The sequence below is a fragment of the Rossellomorea pakistanensis genome (assembly GCF_016908495.1).
Taxonomy (GTDB): Bacteria; Bacillota; Bacilli; order Bacillales; family Bacillaceae_B; genus Rossellomorea; species Rossellomorea pakistanensis.
Genome location: NZ_JAFBDZ010000007.1, coordinates 120,040 through 144,672 on the forward strand (window position 1 = coordinate 120,040; position 24,633 = coordinate 144,672).

At 37.0% G+C, this 24,633-nt stretch carries 30 protein-coding genes; 10 read left to right on the plus strand and 20 right to left on the minus strand.

The genetic code is table 11. From position 1 onward, the window contains the following. Positions 1–18 precede the first annotated feature (18 nt). Genes JOC86_RS22850 through JOC86_RS22860 form a run of 3 tightly spaced genes read right to left on the minus strand, consistent with a single transcriptional unit; the run spans position 19 to position 1,808 of the window. The gene (locus tag JOC86_RS22850) at positions 19–612 is read right to left on the minus strand and encodes a CalY family protein (RefSeq protein WP_205175546.1); all 594 of its coding nucleotides are present in this window, start codon (positions 610–612) and stop codon (positions 19–21) included. Between the two features lie 60 nt (positions 613–672). Further along, a complete protein-coding gene (gene sipW / locus JOC86_RS22855; protein ID WP_205175548.1) occupies positions 673–1,230 on the minus strand; it encodes a signal peptidase I SipW in 558 nt (185 codons plus the stop codon). After that, a complete protein-coding gene (locus JOC86_RS22860) occupies positions 1,227–1,808 on the minus strand; it encodes a hypothetical protein (protein WP_472925696.1) in 582 nt (193 codons plus the stop codon). The genes sipW and JOC86_RS22860 overlap by 4 nt, the downstream gene beginning before the upstream one ends. Positions 1,809–1,836: 28 nt before the next feature. Here JOC86_RS22860 and JOC86_RS25115 point away from each other — a divergent pair, with 28 nt between their 5' ends. After that, positions 1,837–1,971, plus strand: coding sequence for a hypothetical protein (locus JOC86_RS25115; protein WP_275583429.1), 135 nt, complete (start codon positions 1,837–1,839; stop codon positions 1,969–1,971). 305 nt (positions 1,972–2,276) lie between these two features. On the opposite strand, the gene JOC86_RS22865 is transcribed toward JOC86_RS25115, so the two are convergent. From JOC86_RS22865 to JOC86_RS22890, 6 genes are all read right to left on the minus strand, one after another. Further along, positions 2,277–2,528 carry a hypothetical protein gene (locus tag JOC86_RS22865; protein ID WP_205175550.1) on the minus strand — a complete coding sequence of 84 codons (252 nt, stop codon included), beginning with the start codon at positions 2,526–2,528 and terminating at the stop codon, positions 2,277–2,279. Positions 2,529–2,863: 335 nt separating this feature from the next. Next, positions 2,864–4,147 carry a purine/pyrimidine permease gene (locus JOC86_RS22870; RefSeq protein WP_205175552.1) on the minus strand — a complete coding sequence of 428 codons (1,284 nt, stop codon included), beginning with the start codon at positions 4,145–4,147 and terminating at the stop codon, positions 2,864–2,866. A gap of 355 nt (positions 4,148–4,502) precedes the next feature. Continuing rightward, positions 4,503–5,981, minus strand: coding sequence for a sodium:solute symporter family protein (locus tag JOC86_RS22875; RefSeq protein WP_205175554.1), 1,479 nt, complete (start codon positions 5,979–5,981; stop codon positions 4,503–4,505). Then, entirely contained in the window at positions 5,981–6,178 is a 198-nt protein-coding gene (locus tag JOC86_RS22880; RefSeq protein ID WP_205175556.1) for a DUF3311 domain-containing protein, read from the minus strand. The genes JOC86_RS22875 and JOC86_RS22880 overlap by 1 nt, the downstream gene beginning before the upstream one ends. A gap of 143 nt (positions 6,179–6,321) precedes the next feature. Next, the gene (locus JOC86_RS22885) at positions 6,322–7,566 is read right to left on the minus strand and encodes an amidohydrolase family protein (RefSeq protein ID WP_205175558.1); all 1,245 of its coding nucleotides are present in this window, start codon (positions 7,564–7,566) and stop codon (positions 6,322–6,324) included. A gap of 127 nt (positions 7,567–7,693) precedes the next feature. Further along, complete coding sequence (locus tag JOC86_RS22890; RefSeq protein ID WP_205175559.1) at positions 7,694–8,464, minus strand: DeoR/GlpR family DNA-binding transcription regulator; 771 nt, start codon at positions 8,462–8,464, stop codon at positions 7,694–7,696. A gap of 341 nt (positions 8,465–8,805) precedes the next feature. Here JOC86_RS22890 and JOC86_RS22895 point away from each other — a divergent pair, with 341 nt between their 5' ends. Next, positions 8,806–9,069 carry a YiaA/YiaB family inner membrane protein gene (locus JOC86_RS22895; RefSeq protein ID WP_205175561.1) on the plus strand — a complete coding sequence of 88 codons (264 nt, stop codon included), beginning with the start codon at positions 8,806–8,808 and terminating at the stop codon, positions 9,067–9,069. Between the two features lie 350 nt (positions 9,070–9,419). Here JOC86_RS22895 and JOC86_RS22900 read toward each other — a convergent pair whose 3' ends face one another. The 5 genes from JOC86_RS22900 to JOC86_RS22920 form a co-directional block, all read right to left on the minus strand. Then, positions 9,420–10,034, minus strand: a complete 615-nt coding sequence (locus JOC86_RS22900) for a PH domain-containing protein (RefSeq protein WP_205175570.1) — start codon at positions 10,032–10,034, stop codon at positions 9,420–9,422. Positions 10,035–10,133: 99 nt separating this feature from the next. Then, positions 10,134–10,595 (minus strand): tRNA (N6-threonylcarbamoyladenosine(37)-N6)-methyltransferase TrmO, encoded by a 462-nt coding sequence (gene tsaA, locus JOC86_RS22905; RefSeq protein ID WP_205175572.1) that lies wholly within the window; start codon positions 10,593–10,595, stop codon positions 10,134–10,136. 19 nt (positions 10,596–10,614) lie between these two features. Next, on the minus strand, positions 10,615–11,232 hold the full coding sequence (locus tag JOC86_RS22910) for a YdbC family protein (protein ID WP_205175574.1): 618 nt from the start codon (positions 11,230–11,232) through the stop codon (positions 10,615–10,617). Between the two features lie 13 nt (positions 11,233–11,245). After that, entirely contained in the window at positions 11,246–11,782 is a 537-nt protein-coding gene (lepB, locus tag JOC86_RS22915) for a signal peptidase I (RefSeq protein WP_205175575.1), read from the minus strand. Positions 11,783–11,919: 137 nt separating this feature from the next. Beyond that, positions 11,920–12,477, minus strand: coding sequence for a cysteine hydrolase family protein (locus JOC86_RS22920; RefSeq protein ID WP_205175577.1), 558 nt, complete (start codon positions 12,475–12,477; stop codon positions 11,920–11,922). Between the two features lie 208 nt (positions 12,478–12,685). On the opposite strand from JOC86_RS22920, the gene JOC86_RS25375 reads away from it, so the two are divergent. After that, entirely contained in the window at positions 12,686–12,901 is a 216-nt protein-coding gene (locus tag JOC86_RS25375; protein WP_205175578.1) for a hypothetical protein, read from the plus strand. Between the two features lie 165 nt (positions 12,902–13,066). Here the strand turns inward: JOC86_RS25375 and JOC86_RS22930 are convergent, their stop codons facing one another. From JOC86_RS22930 to JOC86_RS22950, 5 genes are all read right to left on the minus strand, one after another. After that, the gene (locus JOC86_RS22930; RefSeq protein WP_239587799.1) at positions 13,067–14,173 is read right to left on the minus strand and encodes a hypothetical protein; all 1,107 of its coding nucleotides are present in this window, start codon (positions 14,171–14,173) and stop codon (positions 13,067–13,069) included. A 399-nt stretch (positions 14,174–14,572) separates the two neighbouring features. Then, on the minus strand, positions 14,573–15,211 hold the full coding sequence (locus JOC86_RS22935; protein ID WP_205175580.1) for a FusB/FusC family EF-G-binding protein: 639 nt from the start codon (positions 15,209–15,211) through the stop codon (positions 14,573–14,575). Positions 15,212–15,360: 149 nt separating this feature from the next. Then, entirely contained in the window at positions 15,361–15,624 is a 264-nt protein-coding gene (locus tag JOC86_RS22940; RefSeq protein WP_205175582.1) for a CD3324 family protein, read from the minus strand. Between the two features lie 376 nt (positions 15,625–16,000). After that, the gene (gene catA / locus JOC86_RS22945) at positions 16,001–16,663 is read right to left on the minus strand and encodes a type A chloramphenicol O-acetyltransferase (RefSeq protein ID WP_205175584.1); all 663 of its coding nucleotides are present in this window, start codon (positions 16,661–16,663) and stop codon (positions 16,001–16,003) included. 142 nt (positions 16,664–16,805) lie between these two features. Next, entirely contained in the window at positions 16,806–17,249 is a 444-nt protein-coding gene (locus JOC86_RS22950) for a VOC family protein (protein ID WP_205175586.1), read from the minus strand. A gap of 87 nt (positions 17,250–17,336) precedes the next feature. Between JOC86_RS22950 and JOC86_RS22955 the strand changes: the two genes are divergently transcribed. The 4 genes from JOC86_RS22955 (at position 17,337) to JOC86_RS22970 (ending at position 21,176) form a co-directional block, all read left to right on the plus strand. Beyond that, positions 17,337–18,275, plus strand: a complete 939-nt coding sequence (locus tag JOC86_RS22955) for a helix-turn-helix transcriptional regulator (protein ID WP_205175588.1) — start codon at positions 17,337–17,339, stop codon at positions 18,273–18,275. Between the two features lie 114 nt (positions 18,276–18,389). After that, positions 18,390–18,818: a DUF6508 domain-containing protein gene (locus tag JOC86_RS22960; RefSeq protein WP_205175590.1), complete on the plus strand. Its 429-nt coding sequence runs from the start codon at positions 18,390–18,392 to the stop codon at positions 18,816–18,818. 401 nt (positions 18,819–19,219) lie between these two features. After that, complete coding sequence (locus tag JOC86_RS22965; protein ID WP_205175592.1) at positions 19,220–19,834, plus strand: TetR/AcrR family transcriptional regulator; 615 nt, start codon at positions 19,220–19,222, stop codon at positions 19,832–19,834. A gap of 109 nt (positions 19,835–19,943) precedes the next feature. Further along, positions 19,944–21,176, plus strand: a complete 1,233-nt coding sequence (locus JOC86_RS22970; RefSeq protein WP_205175594.1) for an FAD-dependent oxidoreductase — start codon at positions 19,944–19,946, stop codon at positions 21,174–21,176. A gap of 98 nt (positions 21,177–21,274) precedes the next feature. Here the strand turns inward: JOC86_RS22970 and JOC86_RS22975 are convergent, their stop codons facing one another. Continuing rightward, the gene (locus JOC86_RS22975; protein ID WP_205175597.1) at positions 21,275–22,519 is read right to left on the minus strand and encodes a helix-turn-helix domain-containing protein; all 1,245 of its coding nucleotides are present in this window, start codon (positions 22,517–22,519) and stop codon (positions 21,275–21,277) included. 317 nt (positions 22,520–22,836) lie between these two features. Between JOC86_RS22975 and JOC86_RS22980 the strand changes: the two genes are divergently transcribed. The 3 genes from JOC86_RS22980 to JOC86_RS22990 are packed head-to-tail and all read left to right on the plus strand — an operon-like array spanning position 22,837 to position 24,335. Continuing rightward, positions 22,837–23,592 (plus strand): DUF2087 domain-containing protein, encoded by a 756-nt coding sequence (locus JOC86_RS22980; RefSeq protein WP_205175599.1) that lies wholly within the window; start codon positions 22,837–22,839, stop codon positions 23,590–23,592. A 23-nt stretch (positions 23,593–23,615) separates the two neighbouring features. After that, entirely contained in the window at positions 23,616–23,975 is a 360-nt protein-coding gene (locus tag JOC86_RS22985; protein ID WP_205175601.1) for a GIY-YIG nuclease family protein, read from the plus strand. Between the two features lie 21 nt (positions 23,976–23,996). Next, the gene (locus JOC86_RS22990) at positions 23,997–24,335 is read left to right on the plus strand and encodes an MATE family efflux transporter (RefSeq protein WP_205175602.1); all 339 of its coding nucleotides are present in this window, start codon (positions 23,997–23,999) and stop codon (positions 24,333–24,335) included. The last annotated feature ends 298 nt before the right edge of the window (positions 24,336–24,633 follow it).

Genomic DNA, 24,633 nt, shown 5'->3' on the forward strand with positions numbered 1-24,633 from the left:
CTTCATCGTTTTATTGGATTACTTTTCTTCACCGTCTGTTTGAGTAGCATTAAATGTCCATTCAAGTTCCAAGTTGTCTCCTTGGAAGATATTTTGATCTTGCTCATTATCGACAAATTCAAACTCTACCCATAAGTCATTTGTTTCACCAGTAGCGATTCCACCTTTTTGTGCCCATAACGGATCCCAAATATCCTTTTTCACTACATCTGGATCCATGTTTTTCAATTCATAAAGAGTCGTTTCGAAAATTGGTTCACTTTCCTTGTCCCAGTTCCACATAAAGTTCACTTTGATATGTTTACCAAAGTCTTCTCCAGCATTATCTCCTTCTGTATCTCCAACCTGATAGTTCGTAAGCAGGTTCACATTCTTGATATCCAATGATCCGCTGTTCGTTAATTGGAATTCGCGAACCATCGAATCACCAGGTTTCAAATTACTAACATCAATAATGGTTGTTGGATCAACAGATAAATCCAATGTTCCTGCAGCAAAAGTGTTGTTTGTTACTTCCGTATCACTGAAGTAGGCAAACGTTCCGCCTCCAACTAATGACAATCCTAGTGAAGCAGTTAATACCCCCATACCTAATTTCTTTTTAAGACTCATTCAAAATTCCTCCCTATGTTTTTTATCTATTAAACTCTTATGTACTAAGAGATAATACCTTTAGGTAGCACTGACTTTCTTTTTTGGATCAATTTCCTTCAAAGCACCCATGATCGAAAAGATTGAATAGATGAACAAAATGAGACCTGGAATGATTAATAATAAAGCGGCACCTAACTTAGAATTAGCATAGTCTAATAAATAGCCGACATATGGGATGGTAATATCCGCATATTTACCAATTACATTCTGACTTAGAACTGGATTTAGATCAGCTCCAGCGTTGTTATCCCCTTTAGTTGTGTACATGACTTGGTTATTAGCTTTTTTGACTTCAGTGATTCTATGGGTAATGATTTTATTATCCTTTTCTTTAAAGGTGATCACGTCACCTTTTTTGTATTGAGAGCCATCTGCTGAGGGCTTAATGACGATAATTGACCCCGTTTTAAAAGTAGGCTCCATTGATCCTGATAGCACTACTTTCATTTGATGACCAAAGACCGTCGGTTCTCCCCCACTCGCCTTCGATGAAATCACAATAATCGCAAGTGTTAAAAATAGTGCAATCAATAAATAGGAGAAAATCGTTCTTACAATTTTGAATGTTTTCTTCATTTTGATTCCCTCACTTTGTTAGTAGTTGCCTCTTCCTTAATGGCTTCGGTATCATTTGATTCATCTACGTCCTTTGGTTCTGCCGCAGGTTTATCTAGTATTTCAGCTTTCGATTCTGTAGTTTTCTCCAATACTTCAGGAGCTTTTGGTATTTCCGTTGATTTTGGTTGTTTCTCCTGATTCGTAGATATCGACGAACTAAAATCCTTTTCATTAGGCTTAGCCTCTTCGATCCCTTTTTGTTTCTCTGCTTTTTCCAAAGCCTTTTGTAAGGATAGAATCACATCATTAATTTTCTTTAAGTCTACTGACTGCTGTGATGCCGTTACCTTAGAATTTATAAATGCACGTCCCTCTTCTACATACTTCATGACCTCTTTATAGCCAGGGTTATTTGATTGATTATTAGAGATTTTTTTCAATAGAATTTCCACTTTGGCATTTAAAGTCTGTAATTCTTCCGTTCTATTAATGAGTTGCCTTTTCTTTTCTTCTAGAGTGGAGATCTTCTCGCTTGTAGGTGAGTCTGTTGAGGTACTGGTGATGGATTGGCTTAATTCGATTATTTCATTAGACAATTCTTCAGCCTTTTGTTTGTAGTTTTTAATGGTGTCAGGAAAAACAGGTGCAGCTGTTATTGAGCTTGTACGTTTCTCTTGTTCTGTGAACGTTGCCTCAGTATATCCAACAACAGTGGATAAACAATATAAGCCGATACAACTGATCCATACTATCGTGTGATATCGAAAGGGTTGTTTGATTATGCTTTTAAAGTTTGTGAAGAAACAGATACTCTCACCTTCCTCCTATGCTTCCAGCACATCTATTATTATCCTTTATTTTAATTTTTTTGAATATTACGCAAACATACTATCTTTTCTACAACTTGTACTAGTTTATTTATAGTACTTTCGGGTTAACATAAGTAGTCCTCATTATTGATTCCTAACCCGAAAATAAAAAAAGAACTTCAACAGAAAAAAGACCAAGGAAATTCAAGCTGCTGCCTGATTTCCCTCGGCCTTATACAACACTTTCGTTAGATCTTAAATATTTAGTAACATCGGGGTTACATATTGCCAGCATAATAATACAGCCAGTAAAAGAATATTACCCCATAACACAACTTTTAATATGATACTACTTTCCAAAAGGTTGCTAACTACACTAAAAAGCAATCCTAAGACTAATAAATAATAGACAACATACCAATTACTCATTTCGACTACGATCAAAATTAAACATATAATGGCGGTTATGAATAGGAGTAGAGATGCTATATTGAACACCTTATTCATTTCCTTCACCCCTTTATAAGGTAGATATTACCATATGTTGGTTTGTCACTGCAAATTATGAAAGGAGTGGCGTCGTAACTCTCTAACAATTTCAACAGGTTGAAAGTAGTGAAGTGATTGTAGAATTATATAGTAATACTTAAGCTACAAAACGCAAATACTGTTTTGATTACAATAAATGACTTGGGATATATCTTGTCCCAAATTATTTTATTAAGGTAATCTTCAAACCTTATATCTTAGTGGATCGTCTATTTTATTTGTTCGAATTGAATAGCTGTATAATAATATCCTTAATAGAGGTGGGATTTTTTTAACTACTAAATTCCCCTCGTTTATTCCTTCCAAAGCTGTTCTAGTAGAATGACAATCATCGTTCCAACTAGCAGTCCATTACTAAACACATACTGTAGAAGAGAGGGCATTTCTTGATATACAGCAGGTGGTAAAAACATTAGTCCTATGCCAATTAACAATGTAATTCCTAATATTGTTAATCGACGTTGGTCTAGCTTTTCTCTCAGAATGGATTGAAAAGCAATTCCAATCATTTGAACAAACGATGCCAATAGGGCAGCACTAGCAACGGGTCCCGGGAGCATTGCCAAAAAATGAACAATTGCTGGAATGATGGCAATACCGGATAGGGCTAAGCTTGCAATAAGAAATGGCAGGAGTCTTTTTTGTTTCGTTAATTGGATAAAGCCAGCCGAAACCGGTAGCGGAACGACTCCAATGGTAGAAAAAAGGGATGAAATAAAATGAGAAATACCTCCTACCCAACTACCGCGATTTAACGTTTGTTTTTGAAGCCCCTCTGATTCTGATACTACTTGATTAACAGCTGTAACAGCTGCAATCGTATTCGAGATCAAAATAAAAGTAAACAAGGTTGATGTTATAATGATTCCCGCATTTAGTTGTGGTACTCCCCAGACGAAAATCTCCGGGAGTTTAATTAAAGCATTCGTGCTTGACAGTGACGCCGAATGTTTACCTAAAAAAGTGTATAAAAGCCAACCAAATAATATCCCAATCAAAACTGCATAACTTTTGAACCACCCTTTTCCTTTAATGGACAAGAAAATGACAAGGAAAAAGACTACCAACGATATCATCGCTATTCCGTAATCTGGACGGGCTGATTCCCCCTGTATTCCCATCATTCCTTCTAGAAAAACTCCACTCAGTTGGATAGCTAAGATTAAGAGAAAAGAACCGGTAACAAGGGGCGTAAATAGAAATAAAAGCCGATGGATCAGGCCAGTAATACCAAGTATAAAAAGTAAAAGACCTGATATGAGTAATCCACCTTCTAAAATTTGTAGAGTTTCCCCAGTACTTTGTCCCTGGTGGATAGCCACATCAGCTAAAATGACAAATACGCTTACCCATGAACCTGCCGGACCATCTGCAATAGGGTATCGGTGTCCTAGCCACCCTTGGATAAACGAACTAATCCCTACAACAAAAAATGTCCTTTGCATTAATGTAGAGACCTCTTCGATAGATAAATGAAAAACGTTGCCGATGACGATAGGCAACGCAACGGAATTTGCTAATAGAAAAATAAACCATTGAAATGTACTAAAGCTTGTATCCCAACGATGTGTATTCATTTGTTCACCTTCTATTTATTTTTTAACTATTTTCGAAATAAGCATTTTAATAAAAAAACTAGAGATTATATTTGGACTATGGTAGGGCTCCTACTACAGATAAAGCTATTCCATCTCACTGTTTATAGCACACAGGTAAGATTGCTTGTCCGCAACAAATGTGATTACTCCAAACTAAGGCTTTCTTTTCTCTCTACATCAAACATCAATATCGGTAATCCGACCTTTCAGGATTACCGATATAATCTATTAAAATCTCTTTTGTGTCATAATTCGTTTCGATTTACATTTTTAATGAACGAACATACCATTTCGTTCTTCTAGGGAGCTTTCTTGGCAAAAATGATTCACCTTATTAAGAGGCTTGATAATTTCCACTTACTTTACCCTTATCCATCATTGCTTTTTGAATATTGCTAACGGATAGGGAAACAAGCACATTAATCATTAATGCAATTAATCCGATATTAATATCCTTTAATACTTGAGGAAGAGAAGGAAATAATGATCCGATTGTTGTATTAGTAAAGGTCAGATACGAAATGATGATGATGCCAACCACAATTCCTGCAATCGAACCTTGTGTTGTAAGATATGGTTTTTTAGATAAACTCAAAAATACAGAAGGGGTTAATTGCGTGATTAAACTAGAGCCAATAATGATTAGAGAGGCAATCGTATTGGTCCCATAAAGAGTGAACCATACAGCAATCAATCCTACAATAGGAACGAACCATTTTGCCACCATCATCACTTTTCGATCATCTGCAGAAGGGGCTAGTTCTTTAAATACATTTTTCGCCAATAAAGTAGAAATGGACATGAGCATCATTGATCCTGGTACTAATGCGGTTAACAATCCAGCTGCTCCAATTAAGCCCACCACCCAAGGATCAAACGTCTGTAAAGATAATCGGAACAAAGCTAAATCAACATTTTCTCCTGTTAAACCGGGAACTTGCAAAATAGCTGCAAACCCTACAAAGAAGACAAACACAATAATTAATGAGTATAGTGGCATCATACCGACATTTTTACGTATTGCATTCGCATTTTTTGCTGAATATAGAGAACTGAATGCGTGCGGATACATATAGAAACCCAAAGAAAGGAGAACAATGGTTGAAAGAAACCATGAAGGACTCATCCCCTCGGACGGTAAAACAAGGAATCCTGGTTTAGCACTTTCTATATTTTGAAACATTTCTTGAATTCCTCCATAGTAATGGAAAGGCAAGTATAAACCTAAAAATAAAACAACTCCTAAGATCATGATGTCTTTGATAACAGCTGTCCACGCAGAACCGTGAATGCCTGAAATCATGACATAGATAACAATAGTAGCCATTGATACCCAAACAGCTGTGCTTGGTGGGATGCGACCGTAAGAAGCTTCCGATACAATAATGCCAAGTCCTTTCAGCTGCATAACCAAATATGGAATCATGGCAGCAACTGAAACAATCGTTACTAATAAACCCAATCCTTTACTATTAAATTTACTTGCAAAATAGTCTGGTTGTGAGACTAATCGATTTTCTTTAGCATACTTCCAAATACGGGGTAGCACCCAATACCCGATAATATTAGCCAGTGCTCCATATACTAGAATAAACATAGCCGGACCACCGACCCCGTATGACATCCCGCTGCCTCCTAAAAAAGTAAACGTAGTATAGGTCTCTCCAGCTAATAACACAAATACAAAAATAGTTCCAAATCCACGTCCTCCAACAGCCCATTGTTCCAAATCCATATCTTTCCCTTTTCTTGCTTTAATGCCCAGCCATAAAGAAAGGAATAGAAACAGTCCTATTATAAGTAAAGAAGTCATTATTCCACATCCCCCTTCGCTTTCACATCAAATTTATTCATAATAAGTAGAGTGAGAGATGTTACTAACACAGATAAGCAAACAAAAAACATGAAGAAGGGTAGTCCTAAAATGTATGGTGTTACCTTATTGGCAAAAATAGGCGCCCCTAATATGAACAAAATAGGAATCAGTACAAGAAGGTATATCTTTTGCATTCATGATCCATCCTTTCCGAATAGAGGTATATTATTTTTAATATTCAGACTACTTTTTGTATGCTCTGCCTCTTGGCTGTCTGTATATGGTAAGCTACACGAATCCACCTTTAATCCGTGTAGCTTATTACGTTAAAACTCTTTCAAGAAAGTAAGCTTAACTCTTCAGAGGGGAATGTACCTGTTACAATGTTTCCTTTAAAAATAACAGCATGACGCTTTGAGACTCTAGCGACTGCTTCGGCTGAACAGGAAGCCTCTACAAAAGCAAAGGTTGCAGGGTCTCCAACCTTTGGCCACTGCTTCGTTCCGTTCTCATCGAGAGGTGTTTGGCCATTTGTAGCAAACCCTAAAGCTTTTGCTAATGCTTGTTCATGAATCCAGTGGAATCTTTGAGCAAGGGTATTCGCTTTCACCAACATATCTCCAGTTCCAAAAGGATTCCAATGATCTCGAATCGTATCAGTCCCTAACATGACTCGAACACCTTTGTCATGAAGGTATGGAATTGGAATAACTGACTGTCTAACAGGGACGGTAGAAGCGATACTAATTCCTAGATTTGCAAACTTCTCCGCGATTTCAGTTACTTCTTTTTCAGGAACATCTCCTAAACCAAGTGCATGGCTAACGGTCACTCGATTATGCCAGCCGGCTTCTTCTGTTAATTGTGCTAACCTTTTCATCGTATAAATACCTAGTTGTCCACCATCATGTAAGTGAAAATCTATGTCAGCATTAAATTCCACCGCTATGTCCATTAAAGTAGTTAATGATTTTTCTATATCATCATCGACGGTAGCCGGGTCCACAGACCCAACCATATTAGCCCCTTTACGCATCGCTTCTTTTACGAGTTGGACAGAATGACTTCTCAGTAAACCGTGTTGAGGAAAAGCGACGATTTCTGTCTCAATTTTATTTTTATATGATTCGATAGCTTCTAATGTAGCTTCTAGGTTTCTCAATCCAACAACTTGATCAATATTGCAGTGAGTCCGAACAAAGGTTGTTCCGTTTTGAAGCTCTAGTTCGAGAATTTTTTCAGCCCTTTCTTTCGCTGTTGGAAGCAATTTTGGCAAGAGAGTTTGTTCTTCGTGAATGCGTGTAAAAACATTCTTATACGGGGTTGGTGCTTTCCAAGGACCGCCATAATAAGTTTTGTCGATATGGATATGCATTTCTGCAAAGGTAGGTAAAGCCAGTAGAGATCGTGCGTCTTGAGATATAGCATCGCCAGGAAGAGCTTTATCGGATGTCACAATATCCTTAATGATCCCATCCTCAATTAGAAGATGAAATAAGTCCGTTTTAGTGCCTATGACCACTTCATTTTCATATATAAACCCTGTCTCTAACCGAACATTGGTTAGCCAATAGCTTTTCATAAAAAATCCTCCTTACTATTGTATTTATATATCAATAACAAATATTGGATATCCAGCTTCCTCATTAGTTCCATTATCTCGGACATGATCATTAAAAATCCTGTCCCATTCTGTAAATTGGCTATAATCATGACTCTTCTTCAGGAACGACAATGACTTCGATACCATGGTGACTTAGCACTTCATCCACGTTTTTTGGTACTTCCTTATCTGTCACCACTATATCGATAGCCTCTAAATCACAAGCCTTTTGGAAAAAAGTTTTATTAAATTTTGTCGAATCTGCTAGAACAATAACTTTTTCAGAACGTTTAATGATTTCATGTATAAGGAGTCCTTCTTCCTCAATGGAGGTGGACAGACCTTCTGAAGATATTCCACAGGTACCAATCACACATTTGTTCACCATAAAATCTTGAACGTTTCGAATCGCTCTTGAACCATAAATTGCTTGGTGTTTATGACTTAATGTCCCACCTAATAAATTTATTGCAATATCCTCTCTTTGACATAAGACATTGGCAATGTTAATTGAATGGGTCACGATATTATGGTTCCTACTCGTTAAATGCTTTGCTAAATGTTGAACAGTTGTAGAGGCATCTAAAATAAGATGATCTCCGTCATTAATCAAAGTAGCAGCAAATTTGCCAATTTTACTTTTTGCCTTGGATGCCATGTTCATACGTTGATCATAATTGTAGACTTCATTGGAGAGTAAAGGCCTTTTTGCCCCGCCTCGTATTCGGATAACTTTCCTCCCCTCTTCTAGTTTGATCAAATCTCTTCTCGCTGTGTCTTTGGACACATGATTCAAATCACAAATTGTTTCAATGTCAATCCGTTCGTGTTCGTTTAAATATTGGACAATTGCTTCTAATCGTTCATCCTGTAACATGTTCTCACCTCATATTTTGAATTATAAGACATTTTAAGTTTTTTTGCAACAAAATCACCAATAATTTAAGTTTAATTAAGTTTTTTTGCATTTTAAAGACATTGAATTTAAATTACACTCATTCTTTTTCATGGCAATACAAATAGGAATATGTAATAACTTGAATATTTTAGAAGCTTTAATACTTTACTTATTAATAGTTAACCTCCTATTCAAAGTCAGGAAATATATGGTATAATCATTTTGTTCTTACTCTATACCCAGCACTTATTATGATCATTTATAAGAAAACAAGCGTCCTAGTAGTAGGGAAATATTAAAACCATGAGGAGGTTATAAGAATGCAGAAGTACAGAAGGAGAAACACACCTGCTTTTACATTTTTAGCTTATTTCACATTTTTTGCAGGAGTAGCTTTGTTTTGCATTGGATTATACAATGCTGATGGCCTACAACTAAATGAAAAAGGCTACTACATTGCCGTTATGATTCTAGTGGCCGTAGGAGCGATCCTAACTCAAAAGGTGACAAGGGATAATGCGGAGGATAACGAAATCATTGCCGAACAGGAAAGAAAACAGAATTTATCTAATCATGTAGATTAATAGAAAAGCGGAAGCGCCTCGAACAGCTCTGACAAGCATAAGGCGAGCTAACTAGAAAGGGCGCCTTTTCCCATTCTAAGGGGCTTGACTTATGACTCGAAAGCCTAGGCGCTGGAGATGGACACTCGAAAGTAGGTGGACTTAATTATTTGTCCAATTTCGAAGATAATTTGTCCGTTATAGTGCTTTTTTTATCCATAATGGTCATTAATTTGTCCAGAATCAAAATATATTGACCAATCGACAAAGTTCGGCATTTTCCGATCCATCTATTTCATTTTTCGCAGCATATACATTGAAAAAAAGAAGACCTACACATAATGGCCTTCCCTTTTGCTCTATATATTCCCTTAGTTATTAATATATTTCTCAAAAACAGATCCAAAGTCTTTTTCGTGGTATTTTTCACGTACAGAAGATAACCATTCAAATCCGAAGTCTGTTAGCTCTTTATATGTAGCAGCTAGGTTATTATCATCTGTTCTTGAGTTTTGTAAAATGCTAACTGCTTTATCCATGCTTTGTGTGGCCATATTAGTGGAAATTCCATTTTCATATGTGATTTCAGCAATACGGAGAAGAGCTTTGTAAAGGTCTTTTAACTGTTCAATTTGATCTTTTCTAACATCAATATCAAATTTATGATTACCTAACATAAATTTAATCTCAACATCCATATCAATTTTCCCGGCAGTTTCAAGCATAACATTTGAAATTTCATACTGGGTATATGGGTAACGCTTCAACGTTCTTTTCGAAGACGCTGCGCTCGCACCATCAACATGTATAATGGCTAGATTCGTAAAGCAATACTCATCCGCTTTCGTTTTAATTAAAAAGTAAATTTTTTCATCATCTTCATGCATTACGTAATCATCGGCGTCTGTTTTGTCGTAATCAACCGGAGAAATAATTTTTCCAATATCAGATAATCCTAAGGCATCTGCAGCCATTTTTTTAAACATGCTATCATCCCTTCAAAAATAGATTCGTAGAGTCAAAAGCCCTTTATCATTTTATCAATTGAATTCGACTTATAAAACCTTTTTCGGAATTTTCCCCATTTAACCCCAATACTTCTCCATGATTGCAAAAGACCAATCCGGTTGTTTCACTTTACCTTTAGGAAGAAACTCTTTCATCACAGGTTTAATATCTAAAACAGGGGTTCCGTCAAGGGCATCTAAACCTTTTACAATCAAGACTCTGCCGCTATGTTCTAAAAGCTCTACAGTAGTTAAACCTAGCTTATTGGGTCTGTTTTTCCCTCTTTGAGCAAAGATCCCAACCTCAGGAAAGGCTTTGTTGTTTCTTGGATGTCTCGCACCTCGTTGTATTTTATTGTCTGAAGCTCTATTAAAATAAAAGATTACTTCTAAGTGAGAGAAGTCTACAATTCCTTGCAACGAAGCTTCATTAAATTCTTTAGAAAGTTCAATTTCCGATACAACTGTACCCCAATGATCGTCTTCGATTTCTTTGCGGATGTTACGCACAAATGCAATTGGTTTAATCGTAAACTCCATGCTGCCGCTTCCTTTCTAATTAAATAACCGTCCAGCTTTTCTCTAACTTTATGAAGTTGCCCGAAATACTCTCAAAAAAATCCTTCACACCCAATATATTCAATAAGGAAGGGAGCTTAATGTCTACATATCTTTGATGTAAAGAACTATTCTGCCAAAATGAGGCGACTAAATACTGATGATCCCGTTTACAAAATACACCTGATAGCATTCCTGGAGAGTTTCCCATCCCTTTATTCCACACTTCATTTTGTATTTGTTCAAAATATGATTGCCTTCTTTCTATTTCAGAAATACGAAGCAATGTCCCCTCTGATAAGGATTTCATTAATGAATCCCTTCCTATGCCCATATCTGACAGTTTTTCATAAACTCTAACAGAAATTTTCCTATATGTACTTCGTTGATTACTTTTATAAAAAATGCCATCATGGATATACTTCATGAACCGCTGATACGAATCCTCATTTTCCCAAAAGGCTAGAATTCCAGCTTCTACTGGATTTTTCTCATCCCATCCGCCTACTTGCCCAATAAATCCATCTACATTCCTTAATGCCTTCCACTCCTTTTGCGCTTCTGAAAATAAAGCTTGCTTATCAAAATCAACTTGACACTTGACCCATTTGATTAGCATTCGATCACCACACTTATTCAGGAGTCCCAATTTCATTTAGAGGAAAAAAACGAAACCCTACTTCTCCGACAACGGATTCATTACTAATAGAACCAAACTCTCTACTATCTGTACTATTCAAACGATTGTCCCCCATTACAAAATAGTTGTCTTTCGGAACCGTGATAGGTCCGAAATCTCCGGTAAGCTTTTTCATTCCTGCTTGTTCAGCGATTTTGCGATTTTGTGATAAATATGATTCTTGATAGACCTTTCCATTTATAAATAACTGATCATTGTTCATTTCAATCGTATCATCTGGCAAGCCGATGACTCTTTTAATGAAATTCTTCTCTGAAATTGGAGAACGGAAGACAATCACATCAAAATGATCGATTTCACTAATCTTAGACACTACAAGCCTATTATTATTTTCAAATGTCGGCATCATTGATTCGCCTTGAACGGCCACTGGTGCAAATAAGAATTGGCGGCAAATAAATGCGATCATTAAAGCAAAAAATATCGATTTAATCCAAGAAAAAACTTCTTTCTTTGTGTTATCTCGCAATGTTCACCCCTCCTATCGTATTTATTCACATTATACCATATTATGGTTATTCATCGCCAAATTTAGTAGAATCAAAAAAGAGGCTTCCCCAAACAGTGTGCAAGCCCCTTCAATCAATTTATATTCTTGTACGCTACTTATCTATAAGAGTTATGGGTTGGATGAAACAAGTCTTCTTCTGCCTTTCGAACCATCGAAAAATGATCTACATTGTAGTGGCCATGAAGTGTTTCATTATGGTGCTGTATGATTTGTTCGGCAGATAAGGTTGATGTATCACTTGTTGAGTGACCATCCCCCACTAATGTGACATCAAATCCATTTACTGTCGCCGTTCTGACTGCTGAGTCTATACAGTGCTCTGTTTTACACCCCATGATCACAAGGTGTTCAACCTTGTTTTCTACTAGATAATTTTTTAATTCTGTTCCATAAAACGAATTCGTCGCTTCTTTATCAAATACTTTTGACATTTCCGGTACTTCAATATTCTCATGAACTTGAAACCCCTCACCTTCACCCTCACCGACATCCGTATCTCTTACAAAAACGACTAAAGCATTTGATTCCAAAGCTTTTTTAATAACAGAATTAATCGTCATAATCAACTTTTCTTTGTTAAAAACACTTTTTTCTTCCTCGTTCCCCTCGATTAACTCCTGTTGGGCATCAATAACCACTAAAGCTTGCTTCAATAGCATCCATCTCCTTTAATCAAAATTTAGATCTGTTCCTTTGCACCTTTTTGGTTTTCATTTGTCATCATAACCGCCTCCTTTTATATGAATTTTAACATAATTCCGAAAACTATAGGTAAACGAGTTTAATTTAACAAATTTTCTATAATCCAGGGCAGTAACATTTCCCGTTTAATCTGTATGAAACTTCTTTTTAAAGATCCATATGTTTGTAACTATAATTGTTAAGGTCGAGAATACGAATGTCGTTAATATATTCGATACTACGTCTGTGTTGACTGTTCCTACAATTAGTACTTTCATGGCATGTTTACTCATGCTTGCCGGATTCACATGGTCTATGACAGGACTTAAACCAACTATGATTCTACATCCAGTAGAAATACAATCGAAATTAACGCGATTATTCCCTGACTATTAAAAAATTGGTACTGATCATCGTCGTGAAAGATACGATAAAAAACAAAAAACCGGATACTCCCATTCGAACCAATGGCGTTACCATTATTCCTGAATGATAAGTTAAGAGGGCTGTTCCGAATCCTATATAGACAGCCCTCTTCTTTTTTAAAAAAATGCTAAATTGTTAGTGTCTGCCACAATACTTACATTGTCCCCGCCTGCGCATATAATAGGCAAAAGTTGCTGCCCCTAGGGAAATACCCCACGGTAACCAGAACAATGTTGGTCCAAATTCTCCCCAATTATCGATTGTGATACTAAAGGTGCCATTAACGATCCCGGAGATGATTTGGATGCTAGTCTTTAGCCCTGCTACGGTTATTATGGCAGATGCCATTGTTGCTGGAGCAACTACGAACCAGATGGGGATCCGCTTCTTTGCCAGGAATAGACACCAGCGTGGAAAGGTCTCGCCCCAACTCTGTATAAGCCCGAGACTAAGAATGGCACCGCCAATATGAAGTCCTCCAAGAATGAACTCTACCATTTTTCCTTCAAGGGAGGTGTTTGCAACCCACACTTCTCCGCTTACTCCTAATGGAATACCCGCAGCCCATGCCCAGCGAACGATTCCATAAGGCAAGGCCAGGATAATGGAAATATAGGTGAACCACTTTCCCCATTGAGTCATTGATATTGATGAAGTTCCCTTAGAAGCGTCAATTCGACCGCAATTCCCGCACGCTTCCCGCGTTCGAAGATGGTAGGCCACTGCTGCTGCCCCCCATATGAACCCGCCAATGATGCAGAATACTTGATTTACTACTAACCAATCAATAAGGTCAAAATGCAAGGCAAACATATATGCGAAGTTCTGCACAATTCGGACATCAGGAACCACCAAAATAAGAGTTACACACATTAACATGGAAAAGGAGAGTATCAAAACCTTTGGAATCCATCTTCCCCATGACTGGACCATCGCCAATGCGACCACTATACCAACTAGACATATAATCGCTATAGCCGTTCCGCCTACATCTGCACTAAGGTTAGATAAGAATGACCCCATCATATCTCCTCGGGTATCATTCTCACCAAAAGGAAAACCTCCCCCTCCTAATGCCCAATAAAATCCAAGCAAACAATATAGAATAGACCAACCCAATGAGGCATACCCAACCCACCAATGCCAACGAGCTAAAAAAGAGCGTGGTTTAGGTGAGAAATTTGAAGCCATGTTCGCTCTATCTTCCCTCGACTCTCGCATTACTTTTTCACTATCGCCCATATAGCCCCAGCTCCTTAAGATTAAGTACCGTATTATATACTTCTACTTTGATATTACAATATAGGAATAAATTAACAATGGGTCTGTAGATGTGTTAATGAATACTCCTAAGGGACCTTTTTGACCTTCGAAATAATAGGAATGATAAAAAAGTGGGGTGCCTAAAAATAGGAGGCGCATAATACTGCATGCATGGCTCATAAACTCTCGGTTTTGGCTCATAAATCCGAAGGTTACTCATAAAGTGCTGGGGTTCACTCGTAATAAGGGAGCAGGCGCACAATACTGTATACCTAACTCATAAATTTTCGGTTGTGACGCATAAAACAAAAAAACTTGAGCATAAGTTCTGGAAATGACCCATAAATTTGCTCAAGTTTATATAGCTGACACTGAACTTTAACCATTTAACCGCAAAATAAAATCATTTAATTTATCCAATGCCATGATATTTTGATTACATTTTTGACTATCTTGGCAAATATAGTTCCCTCGTTTAGTAAATGTATCTTTTCCTGATCCTTTTGTTTGCGAAATGAACATAGCTGTTTCCTCATGAGCATTACAGATAGCACAAATCCCTGTTTGACTTGTACTTTTTATTGACCCTTGTAATCCTATCAGCTTATTATCGATGTCGGCCACAATATATTTCTTATTTGAACCTTTATCCGTCCAGCCCAGATATGATACTTCTTTTAAATCGATATCCTCCAATGAAGGAAGCTTCAATTTCTTTGCTTTCGGAAACAATTTTTTTATCGTTTTTTCTGATAGATCTTTAAAAGGAATAACATAAGGCTTTAATGTTGATAAGAACTCTTGAGCATCTTCTTTATCTTCCACTTTAAGGATGGGGTTTAATAATTGCATTTGCTTATCACTGAGATTAGTGAAAAAGTCCGATACTTTTTCTATCGCTAAAGATTTTAATGCCTTTAGGACATCTTGGTCGTTTACCGTTGAATGTCCATTAATTAAAATCTTCGTTTGAGCTTTAATAAAGTTATATTGGTCACTTCTTATAAAAGGTTCCATTTAAATCGCTCCTCCATAAAACAAATAGCTAATTCTCCTTATACTTTAAAAGATCCGGTTAGTTTATTCAATGTAAAAAACAACTTAGAAACAAACTCAACCTAAAAAGCACTGAACATCCATACATGGGATGGTCAGTGCTCTATGGTTTATTTGGAATACACAATTTTTTTAATTGTTTCTACAGAAAGAAAGTATTCCTCAGCTAATTGATCAATCGTCCTGCCTTTTTTAAAGGCACTTTTTATCACTTGATTTCGGTCGTCGATCCGCTTTCTTCCTCCAGAACGTGTTCCCCACCTTTGATAACTCGTTTCTGGTTTAGGGATATAGATGGTTTCACCTTGAACATATTTTTGAATTTCTAAAATCAACTTTTCAGGTAAAATGTTGGTTGCTTTAACATATTTCAATTCTGCCAGCCCCTTATTCTTTTTTATCAATAAAATAAGGTGCAAAGCCTAATCGAAAAGAAATGATATAAGCTACTCGGGCGATTTTATTTTAAATAAGAGTCCACCCCATGCAAAGTATCGCCTCTTTCATACTAGGCTTTGCATGAGATGCTGCAGATTCTGGCAAATAGTTATTTACCATTTCCACCACCTCCCTAAAGATTGACATTTCATATAATAGTATAAAATATATTATGCTTTATTTCATCCTGTTGCTTTTGGAATAACTTTTTTCAAAAAAAATCACACCAAAGAGATGTCTACGTTAACGTCTCTAAGGTGTGATGTATCATCGATCTTTTATTACCTAATCTAGATCAACCCTTATATCCTATCATATCGGGTTAGTAAGCCAGTCCTCGTAATTATCGGCTAAGCTTTGTACCCCATTGATAAAGTTACTGGCATGATATCCATCACAAACCGCGTGGTGTACTTGTAATGAAATAGGCAACAAGGTTTGACCTGCTTGTTTAAAATATTTTCCTCCAGTGATGATGGGTAATAAATAGTTCCCATCATTATAAATGTTGAGATTAAACCCTGTGAAATGAACCCAAGGGATGCTGGAGATAGGAAAAGTATTCTTTGGTTCATTGTCTTTTGTAAAGAATCCTTTTACATCACCGTATTGTTTCATATCCTCTTGATAGTTTTCATAAAAAAGATGAAAATCATTTGAAAACTCAGTCCAGATGTTTGAAAATGTTTGATCATCCTTGTGGAAGATGGTAAAACTAGGGGTCATCGCTTCCCAATAACCTAGTTTCCCTTCTTCATTGAAGCATGTTCTAAATTCTATTTGTGAATTGACTGTCCTTGTCACCAGATAGATAAAAGCAGGATATAGCTTAATATCCCTATCTCGGAGCGTCTCTAATAAAGCTGTAATATCAATATTGGCTGTTATACTAAACGTACACGTAACTTGGTTTAAATAATGTTCAAAATAAGGTTTTCTATTCCAATTATTAAGTTCAATTAAATTAAATTTCATTTTATAGCCTCCTAAAATGATGATTCCTCAATATTTTAGGAGGCTACTTATCTGCCTTTACCAAAACCCTCACCTCAAAGTTTAATAACTTTTCCTTACTATTAATATAGATTAATGGAAGTTCTTATTCAAACTGGATTAATTAAAAATCATGTACCGTTACACAAAGTTGTATAACAACCCCAAACGGATCTCTTATAATCCCATATCCCGGACTAAACGAATTTCTTTCGAATGGTACTAGCACTGTAACCTTCTCATGTTGAACAAGAGATTCATAAAGCTTATGAATTGAATTCTTATCCTTAGATTGAATACATAATGAAGAGCTATTGCCTAATTGCCAGGGTTTCGAATGGTCCATTTCCTCTTCAGCAATCATGAGTTTATTCACACCAATTTCCAAAACCGAATGGGTAATATATTCTTCTTGCCCTTCCTTATATTGAAAATGAGGATTCATTTCCTTCATTTCTTTATAATTTTTCTTAAAAAGAACTTTAGCACCTAAATACTTTTCATAAAATGTAATAGCCGCTGCAGCATGGCCATTCATTGATAAAAACGGGATGACTTCCATATTCATTTTATTGCCTCCTTCTTCATTATCGATTACACTTACGAGTATAGTTATTAAAGGTGACAAATTAAGGCACCATTGAGAGGTGTTTTTATGAAAAAATCAGAACGTATCAATCAAATGCTGCGCTTTATCAATCAAAAACAACATTTTACCCTTAAAGACTTAATGGCTGAATTTCAAGTTTCAAAAAGAACGGCATTAAGAGACATCGCTTCTTTAGAGGAAATCGGAGCACCAATATATGCAGAATACGGACGATATGGGGGTTATCGTTTACTTAATCAAATACAGCTTCCCCCGATTTCATTTAACAGTCAAGAAATTCATGCCCTTTACTTTGCCATGCAAGCACTTCGAAGCTTTACCAATTTACCTTTTCAAGTTTCCTTTCGTTCCATCCATGAAAAATTTATCAACGAATTATCAGAAATCCAAAAACAAGATTTAGAGAGAATTCGAAATCGAGTATCCTTTCGACATACAGAGCAAATCAAAGAAAGTAAGCATTTAGAAACGTTATTAATGGCAGCTGTAAAAAATATCATCATAAAAATTACTTATCAAAAAGGCCACCAAAGAAGGTCTCGCACTATTCACCCTATCGCTATATACTCAATGAAAGGCTATTGGTATTGTCAGGCTTATGATATGTGCAAAAAAGCTTACCGAGTTTTCCGTTGTGATCGGATACTATCAGCTGAACTTACGGATATCCAACCATTAGTGGAACTAAGTGAAATGACGATTCAAAATGTCCATTCCTTTTGGAAGCCATCTGAAAAAGCCGTTCCATTTAAATGTCACATTAGTCAAGCAGGGATTGAGAAATTTCAACAGGAGCATTACCCATCTATGAGGTTAATCAATGAGACCGAACAGACGTATTTGGTTGGATCGTATGAACCAAATGAACTTGATTTTATTGTTAAGTATCTTGCTGGCTTTGGAAAATCCATTAAAATTATAGAACCTGTTCTTCTGAAAGAAAGCCTAAGAGAGTACTATCGAGATATGATGGAAAATATTTGAAATATATCTCTCCTGAAAACTATTATGTAAAGTCTGTTTAATGTTAAACGGGAATCGGCCTTCCCATCGAGGCATTGATCTATTTAAACTATGATTAAAAAGGAGAATGCGAATATGGAAGGAAATCCAGATGATATTCAACTCGTTAACCAGCTAGACAGGACAAAAACGGATGCCTGGGAGGAATTACGCTCTATAGCGAAAGAGCTGACAACTGAGGATCGAAATATAAAATGGACTGGTAGTGGGCGCCTACCTGATGGAACATATCGGTTAAGCTATCCCGCTTATAGTGAGCGAGTACGAAATGCTACAAAGCTATTATCTACTGTTGGCGCTGTGACTCCTCTGTACTACTGGATGGAACACGGGCTACCAGACTATTCATCAGCTAGTGAGTTAAGTGTCGCTGATGCAATTCGCACGGCTACTTTTGTCGTGCGTGGTGAGCGGTTTAGCGACGGAACCATTGCTTATGCAGCCGAGGAAGGTTTGCTAGACGCTATTTTGAATATCTTGATTAAATGGTATGAAATGGAATGAAATTATAGATTGCTATATACGTGGTAAATCCAATGGCCGCTGTGGCGAGAATAGGTTTAATAACACAGAAATTTTTCCTATTGGTTATTTAATAGATGAGTTTAGTACTGAGAATTATGCTTGAATAGGTTGATTATCATTATAAGAAATAGTAATCCCATAATAACCTTAAAGGATCATACCTATTCGACAGGTAAATAAAATAGGTATGATCCTTTTATATCTTTTCGATAGCCTCCTCGATTTTATAATGAATAAATTCACTTCGTGGTTAACTGCTTATTCCTTTCTTTTTCACTCTTCCGAACCCTTACACCTCATTTGACAATCCATTTCATAGTGTTAAAATATGAATGTATTCATAAATGAATGCGTTCATATTTTTATGGAGGCGAATAACATTGGCAGGTTTACGTGAGGAAAAGAAGCTCCAGACACAAGCACGAATAATGGAGTCAGCAAAAAAGGTGTTTATGGAAAAAGGCTTTCAAAAAGCTTCAATGGCGGAGATTGCAAAGAATGCTGAGGTCGGTGCAGGAACCATCTATAATTATTTTCCTTCAAAAGGATCCTTACTTCTCATTATTTTTTCAAAAGAATTTGAGCAAATGCAAAAGTACAATGCCGCTAAACTGACTGAACCATCAGATGGGGACCTAGTTGATATGATCATTGAAGTATTGAAACAGCTCACCTCTTTTTTCAATCATTATTCCAAAGCATTTTGGCGGGAAATTTTCCATGTTATGACGGAGGAAGTAGAAGAAAGCATCGATCTGCGACGTAAGTTATTTGGTCTTGATGAGGACATGATGATATGGTTCAAAGAATTGATTAATAAGCATTCGGAATGTTTTCTAATTCCAATTCATCCTGAGGATGCTGCATATGCGCTATATAGTATCACCATAACAGACACCATGCTCTATATTTATGACGAGAACATGACCTATGAGAAATTTTTAGAACAGATCACCAGACATGTAACATTTTTATTTGCTGGAAAACTCAAATAGACAAATGCAGAAATAATAAACCCTACACAAATATTAATTGTAGGGGGTTGTCTAAGCGAATTGAAGCACAAAGGTGGTCAAAATAATAGAAATGAAGTGGAGGGGTAACATGCTGAAAGCAACAACTATCCACCAACAATACGAGCAAGCCCGTAAAGATAATATTAGGATACTGATCATCGGTGCGGGGGTTGCAGGTATCACGGCTGCACAGATGCTTCGCCGCGATGGTCAGCATCCAGTACTAATCGAACGGAATAAGGATGAGGGCCATCCCGGCTATATGTTGGCATTGATGCCAATGGTAGATCAGGCACTCGAAGACCTGGGTGTTCGTGAACACTATCGACAGAACAGTATCCCACTTAACCGGTACGGGTTCCATGCCCATACTGGACGGATGTTGCGCATTGACTCGATGTCTAGCATTCTAGATCGCTACGGAGACTATCGAGGGATTGCGCGTGGCAAGCTAATTGAGACCCTTACATCCACTGGTTGTAATGTCAGTTTCAATACGACAGTCACCGGTCTAGATGAGTCCTCGGGCGGGACCACTGTGACTTTCGATTCAGCTGGCGAGACGTGTCAACTCGAGTTTGATCTTGTCATCATTGCTGACGGCATCCACTCGACCACTCGTAACCTGGTCCTTGGAGGCTCCAAGGTTGACGTGGTGGATACCAAATGGGGTGGCTGGGTCGTTTGGGCTCCCGAAGATATTCATATGGATCTAGGCGAGGAACTCTGGGGTGCCGGCTTCTTCCTCGGCATTTACCCAGTTAAAGGAGAACTCGGTGTCTTCCTTGGCGGATCCCGTGTAGATACTAAAGTAGGACCGAACGCTTTCGTTGAGGACATACGTCGTAAGCTTACCTCGACCAGTCCACGACTGGACAGCACCTTGAAAGCCATCACCAGTGACCCTGAACCCTACTACTGGTCACTTAAGGACTGCCGGACCCCCACATGGGCTATCGGACGCACTGTATTACTTGGTGACGCCGCCGCAGGATTCTTACCAACGGCAGGCATAGGTGCCGGAATGGCGATGGAATCGGCATGGGTACTCACTCGTATCCTGCGTCACGCACAGCGGGACACTGTCGTCTCGCTACTGCAAGCTTATGAGAAGGCTCAACGTCCCCGGGTCGAGGCCGCCCAGAACACCTCCCGTCGACTGGCTGGACTCATGTTCCACCGGAGCCGCCCCCTTGCTGTACTTCGCGATGTTATGATGAGAATCGTCAGCGTTGAGACGGCCATCAAACCAATTCAGAAACTTTTAGCTAATCAGCCTAACCCTGATCATGTCGCAAAGGATGCACTTAAGCGGATGTGATGATACAGCTAAAGGAGTTTACAAAGTAAGCAAAGGGATTATGTGCTTGCCGAGGTGGGTGTTATTCTTGGTTTTTATAAAATCAGAAGTACACGCTACTAATCCATTTCTAAATAGCTTACCTCAGCAAGCATTTTCTTTTTAGCGAGAGCCAATGCCTTTTCGTTTTGTTCGGATTTTATGTAATACCGAAATAGCTTAACCTCATAATGTTGGATTAAAACCTCGTTTCCAGTCTTATTGAAATGAGGAAGTACCTCATTTTCAACATACTCATAATAGGCATCTTCCTTCCCTTTCAATAATAATACATGTAGGTTAAATAATAGAGAAATTGAGTCATTTCGTTTTTTGGCAATTTGTAGTCCGCTTTTGGCATTGGACAATAGGCTTTCTTTCGATTTTAAATTTCCTTTATAACAAATCGAAATATATAAATCTAACATGATTAAATAATAGAAAGACTCTTCTGTCATTAAGGTCAAGCCTGCCTCAACATAATCTTTTGCTTCTTCATAATGTTTTCTTCTATAAAGCTCTTGCCCGAAATTATAATAAAGCTTGGTTAATCGATCTACAGATTGAATCTTTTTAGCCGATTGAATTAAGTTAGAATAATAGTAACGAGTCGCTTCTAGGCTATATTGTGATTGGGCATTCAGTTTAAGGATGATCAGCGTTTCTGTATCTAGTATCCGAGTAAAATTTAATGTTTCTTGAAAATAACGTAGAGCTTTCTGAGCATAGTAGAAAGCTAAAATGTTGTCATAGACAGCATGATAGGAAATAGCCAAATGGTAGTAATATTCTTCGCTAGAGTAACTAGAATCAATTTCCTTTAGGACTTCAATGGATTTTTTGTAGCTCCCGTTACTGAAATAATAGATTCCCTTAACATGCCTAAAAAGGTTTCTCTCATACGGGGAGAAATTGATACCTAGTTTATTAATCTTTTCTACTATTTGTTGACATTTTTCAATTTCATAATGAACGAGATAATGACGGGCTAAAAGAAGTGAATATTGTACATGAAAGTCAGGAATTTCCTTTAATTCGTTATCATCTAGTGCTGCTTTTTTTTCATTCATAGCTTCAGTATCTAACATCACAATTGCCTGTTTCCATTCTTGAAATTCACTTTCAAGGCTTTTGAAATTCCTTACTTCATCTTGAATATTTATATTTAATTTTTTAGAAAGAATGGTCGTAATCTCTTTTGAATATTCTGTTAAGCCACGCTCAATTTTACTTAAATGCGTGACTGAACAAACCCCTTCTGCAAGCTGTTGCTGTGTGTATCCCTTTTTTTCTCTGTAATATTTTAAAATTCTCCCCTCGATCATCTAAGTCCCCCCCTACTGATAGTATAAAGACCAATGACAAAGTTTGGAATAGTCTATAGGAGAGTGTTGTCTACTATTTTTGCAAAACCCCAATAAAAGTAGTTGAACTATTAAATTAAGAAAAATCCACTTTTTTATTAGAAATTCCATATAACTAACAACATTTGAATTTTGTTTGCTTTTAAGTAAACATATTAAAATAACGTTTGTTCATTCATTGACAACAAGCAAACGCTATATTAAAATGTTTGTTATTAACCAAACTTCCGAAACCTATGTTTGATACTAAATAAACTTTTATTGGATGTGTTTATATAATGGAGAAATCAGATATTTTTTGGAATGCCTCATTGGCTGAATTGAAACAGGGATATATTCAGGAAAAAGAATCTTATATATGCCTGTTATGTGGTGAGAAATTTGAAAAAGGTATTATTTACCCTCATGAGAATATTTTTTATGAAGCTGAAAGATACATGCGTATTCATATCGAAAACACCCATCAATCAGTATTTGAATACTTAATCGGACTTGATAAGAAACTTACAGGTCTTACCGACCATCAGAATCATCTCCTTCGCCTCTTTTATCAAGGAAAAAGCGATAAAGATGTCCAGAAAGAAACCGGCATTGGAAGTACCTCTACGATAAGGCATCACCGTTTTGCGTTAAAGGAGAAGGAACGTCAAGCTAGGATCTTTTTGGCGATTATGGAACTATTAAAAGAAAAGGATGAGTATGCGCCAGCCTTTATCTCTCCTCATAAAACAGCCAAAATGGTCGATGATCGATACGCTGTTACGAAAGAGGAGCAACAAGAAATCATTAAGAAGTTTTTACCTGAAGGATTAAGTGGTCGATTAAAGAAATTTCCTCCGAAAGAAAAACAACGACTGATTGTTCTTCGGGAAATCATAAAACGATTCGAAAGTGATGTCATCTATACTGAAAAAGAAATTAATCAGCTTTTAAACGAAATGTTTGATGATTATGTCATGATTAGAAGATATTTAATCGAATACGGCTTTTTAGATCGAAAGTCAGATGGAAGTCAATATTGGCTGAAAAAATAACGAAAGAAAGTGAGTGAATCCAAATGGATCGAAAAAAGGAACTAAAACAGCTATATAAAGAAGTACCAATCAAAGCGGGTATTTATCAAATTAAAAATTCAAAAAATGAAAAGATTTTTATCGGAAGTACAAGAAATTTCAAAACGTTAAACGGGGTAAAATTTAGTCTAGAAGCAGGTACACATAGCAACAAAGCGCTTCAAGAAGAATGGAGCCAATTTGGAAAAGACGCTTTCAGTATAGACGTAATAGAAACACTCAAAAAGAAAGACGACCCATATTTTAACGAAAAAGAAGCGTTGTCGGAACTAGAGAATAAGTGGTTAGAACACCTTCAACCGTATGGGGAACGAGGATATAACAAGAGAAAATCCCGTTCATAAGTTTACAGGAGTTAAGGTTCAATGAATAAATCTACTTATGCTTTGCACATAGCTAAACCTATGATTGCTTTTCTCATCCCTGTGTTTTTCGCCAGTGTCTTAAAATCATTAGGTCAAGTGCTTGGAATTATTGTAGTCGGGCAAACTTGGAGTGGATTCTTTGACAGCTATTTCTGCCTTTTTCCATTATTCTTTTTCCTAATATCATTTATAATCGGCATTGGCTTTGGAAGCTCGATTCTAGTTGGGCAATCTTACGGTGGTGGAAATATCGCAAAAGTAAAGGAAGTTGTTGGAGTTACATTAGTTTTTACGACTTATCACTTTTCACCATACTTGAGATCAATGGAGTATGGCTAGCATACCCCATTGCTTTCATAGTCAATTTCCTGGCTTATTCAACTTATCACCATTTTTTCTGGAAAAGGAAATCCTTAAAAGCACTATTGAATTAAACTTACAGAATAATGAAGCTGTTTGTTGTTCTATAACAAGTAGCTTCATTTACTCCATTGATTATCAAGCCTTTATCCACCTGATGACTTTAGTTCAATAAGCCTTCCCCATTAAAGGGTCCTTAGATGAAAACAGACGCATTTCTTGTTAGAGAAAACGCGCCTTTTTGTTGAAGATCATTGCTTAAACCTTTTTCAGGATA

Coding starts and splice junctions, on each gene's coding strand:
- JOC86_RS22850 (WP_205175546.1), bottom strand. CDS start 612: ATGAGTCTTAAAAAGAAATTAGGTATGGGGGTATTAACTGCTTCACTA.
- sipW (WP_205175548.1), bottom strand. CDS start 1,230: ATGAAGAAAACATTCAAAATTGTAAGAACGATTTTCTCCTATTTATTG.
- JOC86_RS25115 (WP_275583429.1), top strand. CDS start 1,837: ATGGTGTCAGGAAAAACAGGTGCAGCTGTTATTGAGCTTGTACGTTTC.
- JOC86_RS22865 (WP_205175550.1), bottom strand. CDS start 2,528: ATGAATAAGGTGTTCAATATAGCATCTCTACTCCTATTCATAACCGCC.
- JOC86_RS22870 (WP_205175552.1), bottom strand. CDS start 4,147: ATGAATACACATCGTTGGGATACAAGCTTTAGTACATTTCAATGGTTT.
- JOC86_RS22875 (WP_205175554.1), bottom strand. CDS start 5,981: ATGACTTCTTTACTTATAATAGGACTGTTTCTATTCCTTTCTTTATGG.
- JOC86_RS22880 (WP_205175556.1), bottom strand. CDS start 6,178: ATGCAAAAGATATACCTTCTTGTACTGATTCCTATTTTGTTCATATTA.
- JOC86_RS22885 (WP_205175558.1), bottom strand. CDS start 7,566: ATGAAAAGCTATTGGCTAACCAATGTTCGGTTAGAGACAGGGTTTATA.
- JOC86_RS22890 (WP_205175559.1), bottom strand. CDS start 8,464: ATGTTACAGGATGAACGATTAGAAGCAATTGTCCAATATTTAAACGAA.
- JOC86_RS22895 (WP_205175561.1), top strand. CDS start 8,806: ATGCAGAAGTACAGAAGGAGAAACACACCTGCTTTTACATTTTTAGCT.
- JOC86_RS22900 (WP_205175570.1), bottom strand. CDS start 10,034: ATGTTTAAAAAAATGGCTGCAGATGCCTTAGGATTATCTGATATTGGA.
- tsaA (WP_205175572.1), bottom strand. CDS start 10,595: ATGGAGTTTACGATTAAACCAATTGCATTTGTGCGTAACATCCGCAAA.
- JOC86_RS22910 (WP_205175574.1), bottom strand. CDS start 11,232: ATGCTAATCAAATGGGTCAAGTGTCAAGTTGATTTTGATAAGCAAGCT.
- JOC86_RS25375 (WP_205175578.1), top strand. CDS start 12,686: ATGTTTGTAACTATAATTGTTAAGGTCGAGAATACGAATGTCGTTAAT.
- JOC86_RS22930 (WP_239587799.1), bottom strand. CDS start 14,173: ATGGGCGATAGTGAAAAAGTAATGCGAGAGTCGAGGGAAGATAGAGCG.
- JOC86_RS22935 (WP_205175580.1), bottom strand. CDS start 15,211: ATGGAACCTTTTATAAGAAGTGACCAATATAACTTTATTAAAGCTCAA.
- catA (WP_205175584.1), bottom strand. CDS start 16,663: ATGAAATTTAATTTAATTGAACTTAATAATTGGAATAGAAAACCTTAT.
- JOC86_RS22950 (WP_205175586.1), bottom strand. CDS start 17,249: ATGAATATGGAAGTCATCCCGTTTTTATCAATGAATGGCCATGCTGCA.
- JOC86_RS22955 (WP_205175588.1), top strand. CDS start 17,337: ATGAAAAAATCAGAACGTATCAATCAAATGCTGCGCTTTATCAATCAA.
- JOC86_RS22960 (WP_205175590.1), top strand. CDS start 18,390: ATGGAAGGAAATCCAGATGATATTCAACTCGTTAACCAGCTAGACAGG.
- JOC86_RS22970 (WP_205175594.1), top strand. CDS start 19,944: ATGCTGAAAGCAACAACTATCCACCAACAATACGAGCAAGCCCGTAAA.
- JOC86_RS22975 (WP_205175597.1), bottom strand. CDS start 22,519: ATGATCGAGGGGAGAATTTTAAAATATTACAGAGAAAAAAAGGGATAC.
- JOC86_RS22980 (WP_205175599.1), top strand. CDS start 22,837: ATGGAGAAATCAGATATTTTTTGGAATGCCTCATTGGCTGAATTGAAA.
- JOC86_RS22985 (WP_205175601.1), top strand. CDS start 23,616: ATGGATCGAAAAAAGGAACTAAAACAGCTATATAAAGAAGTACCAATC.
- JOC86_RS22990 (WP_205175602.1), top strand. CDS start 23,997: ATGAATAAATCTACTTATGCTTTGCACATAGCTAAACCTATGATTGCT.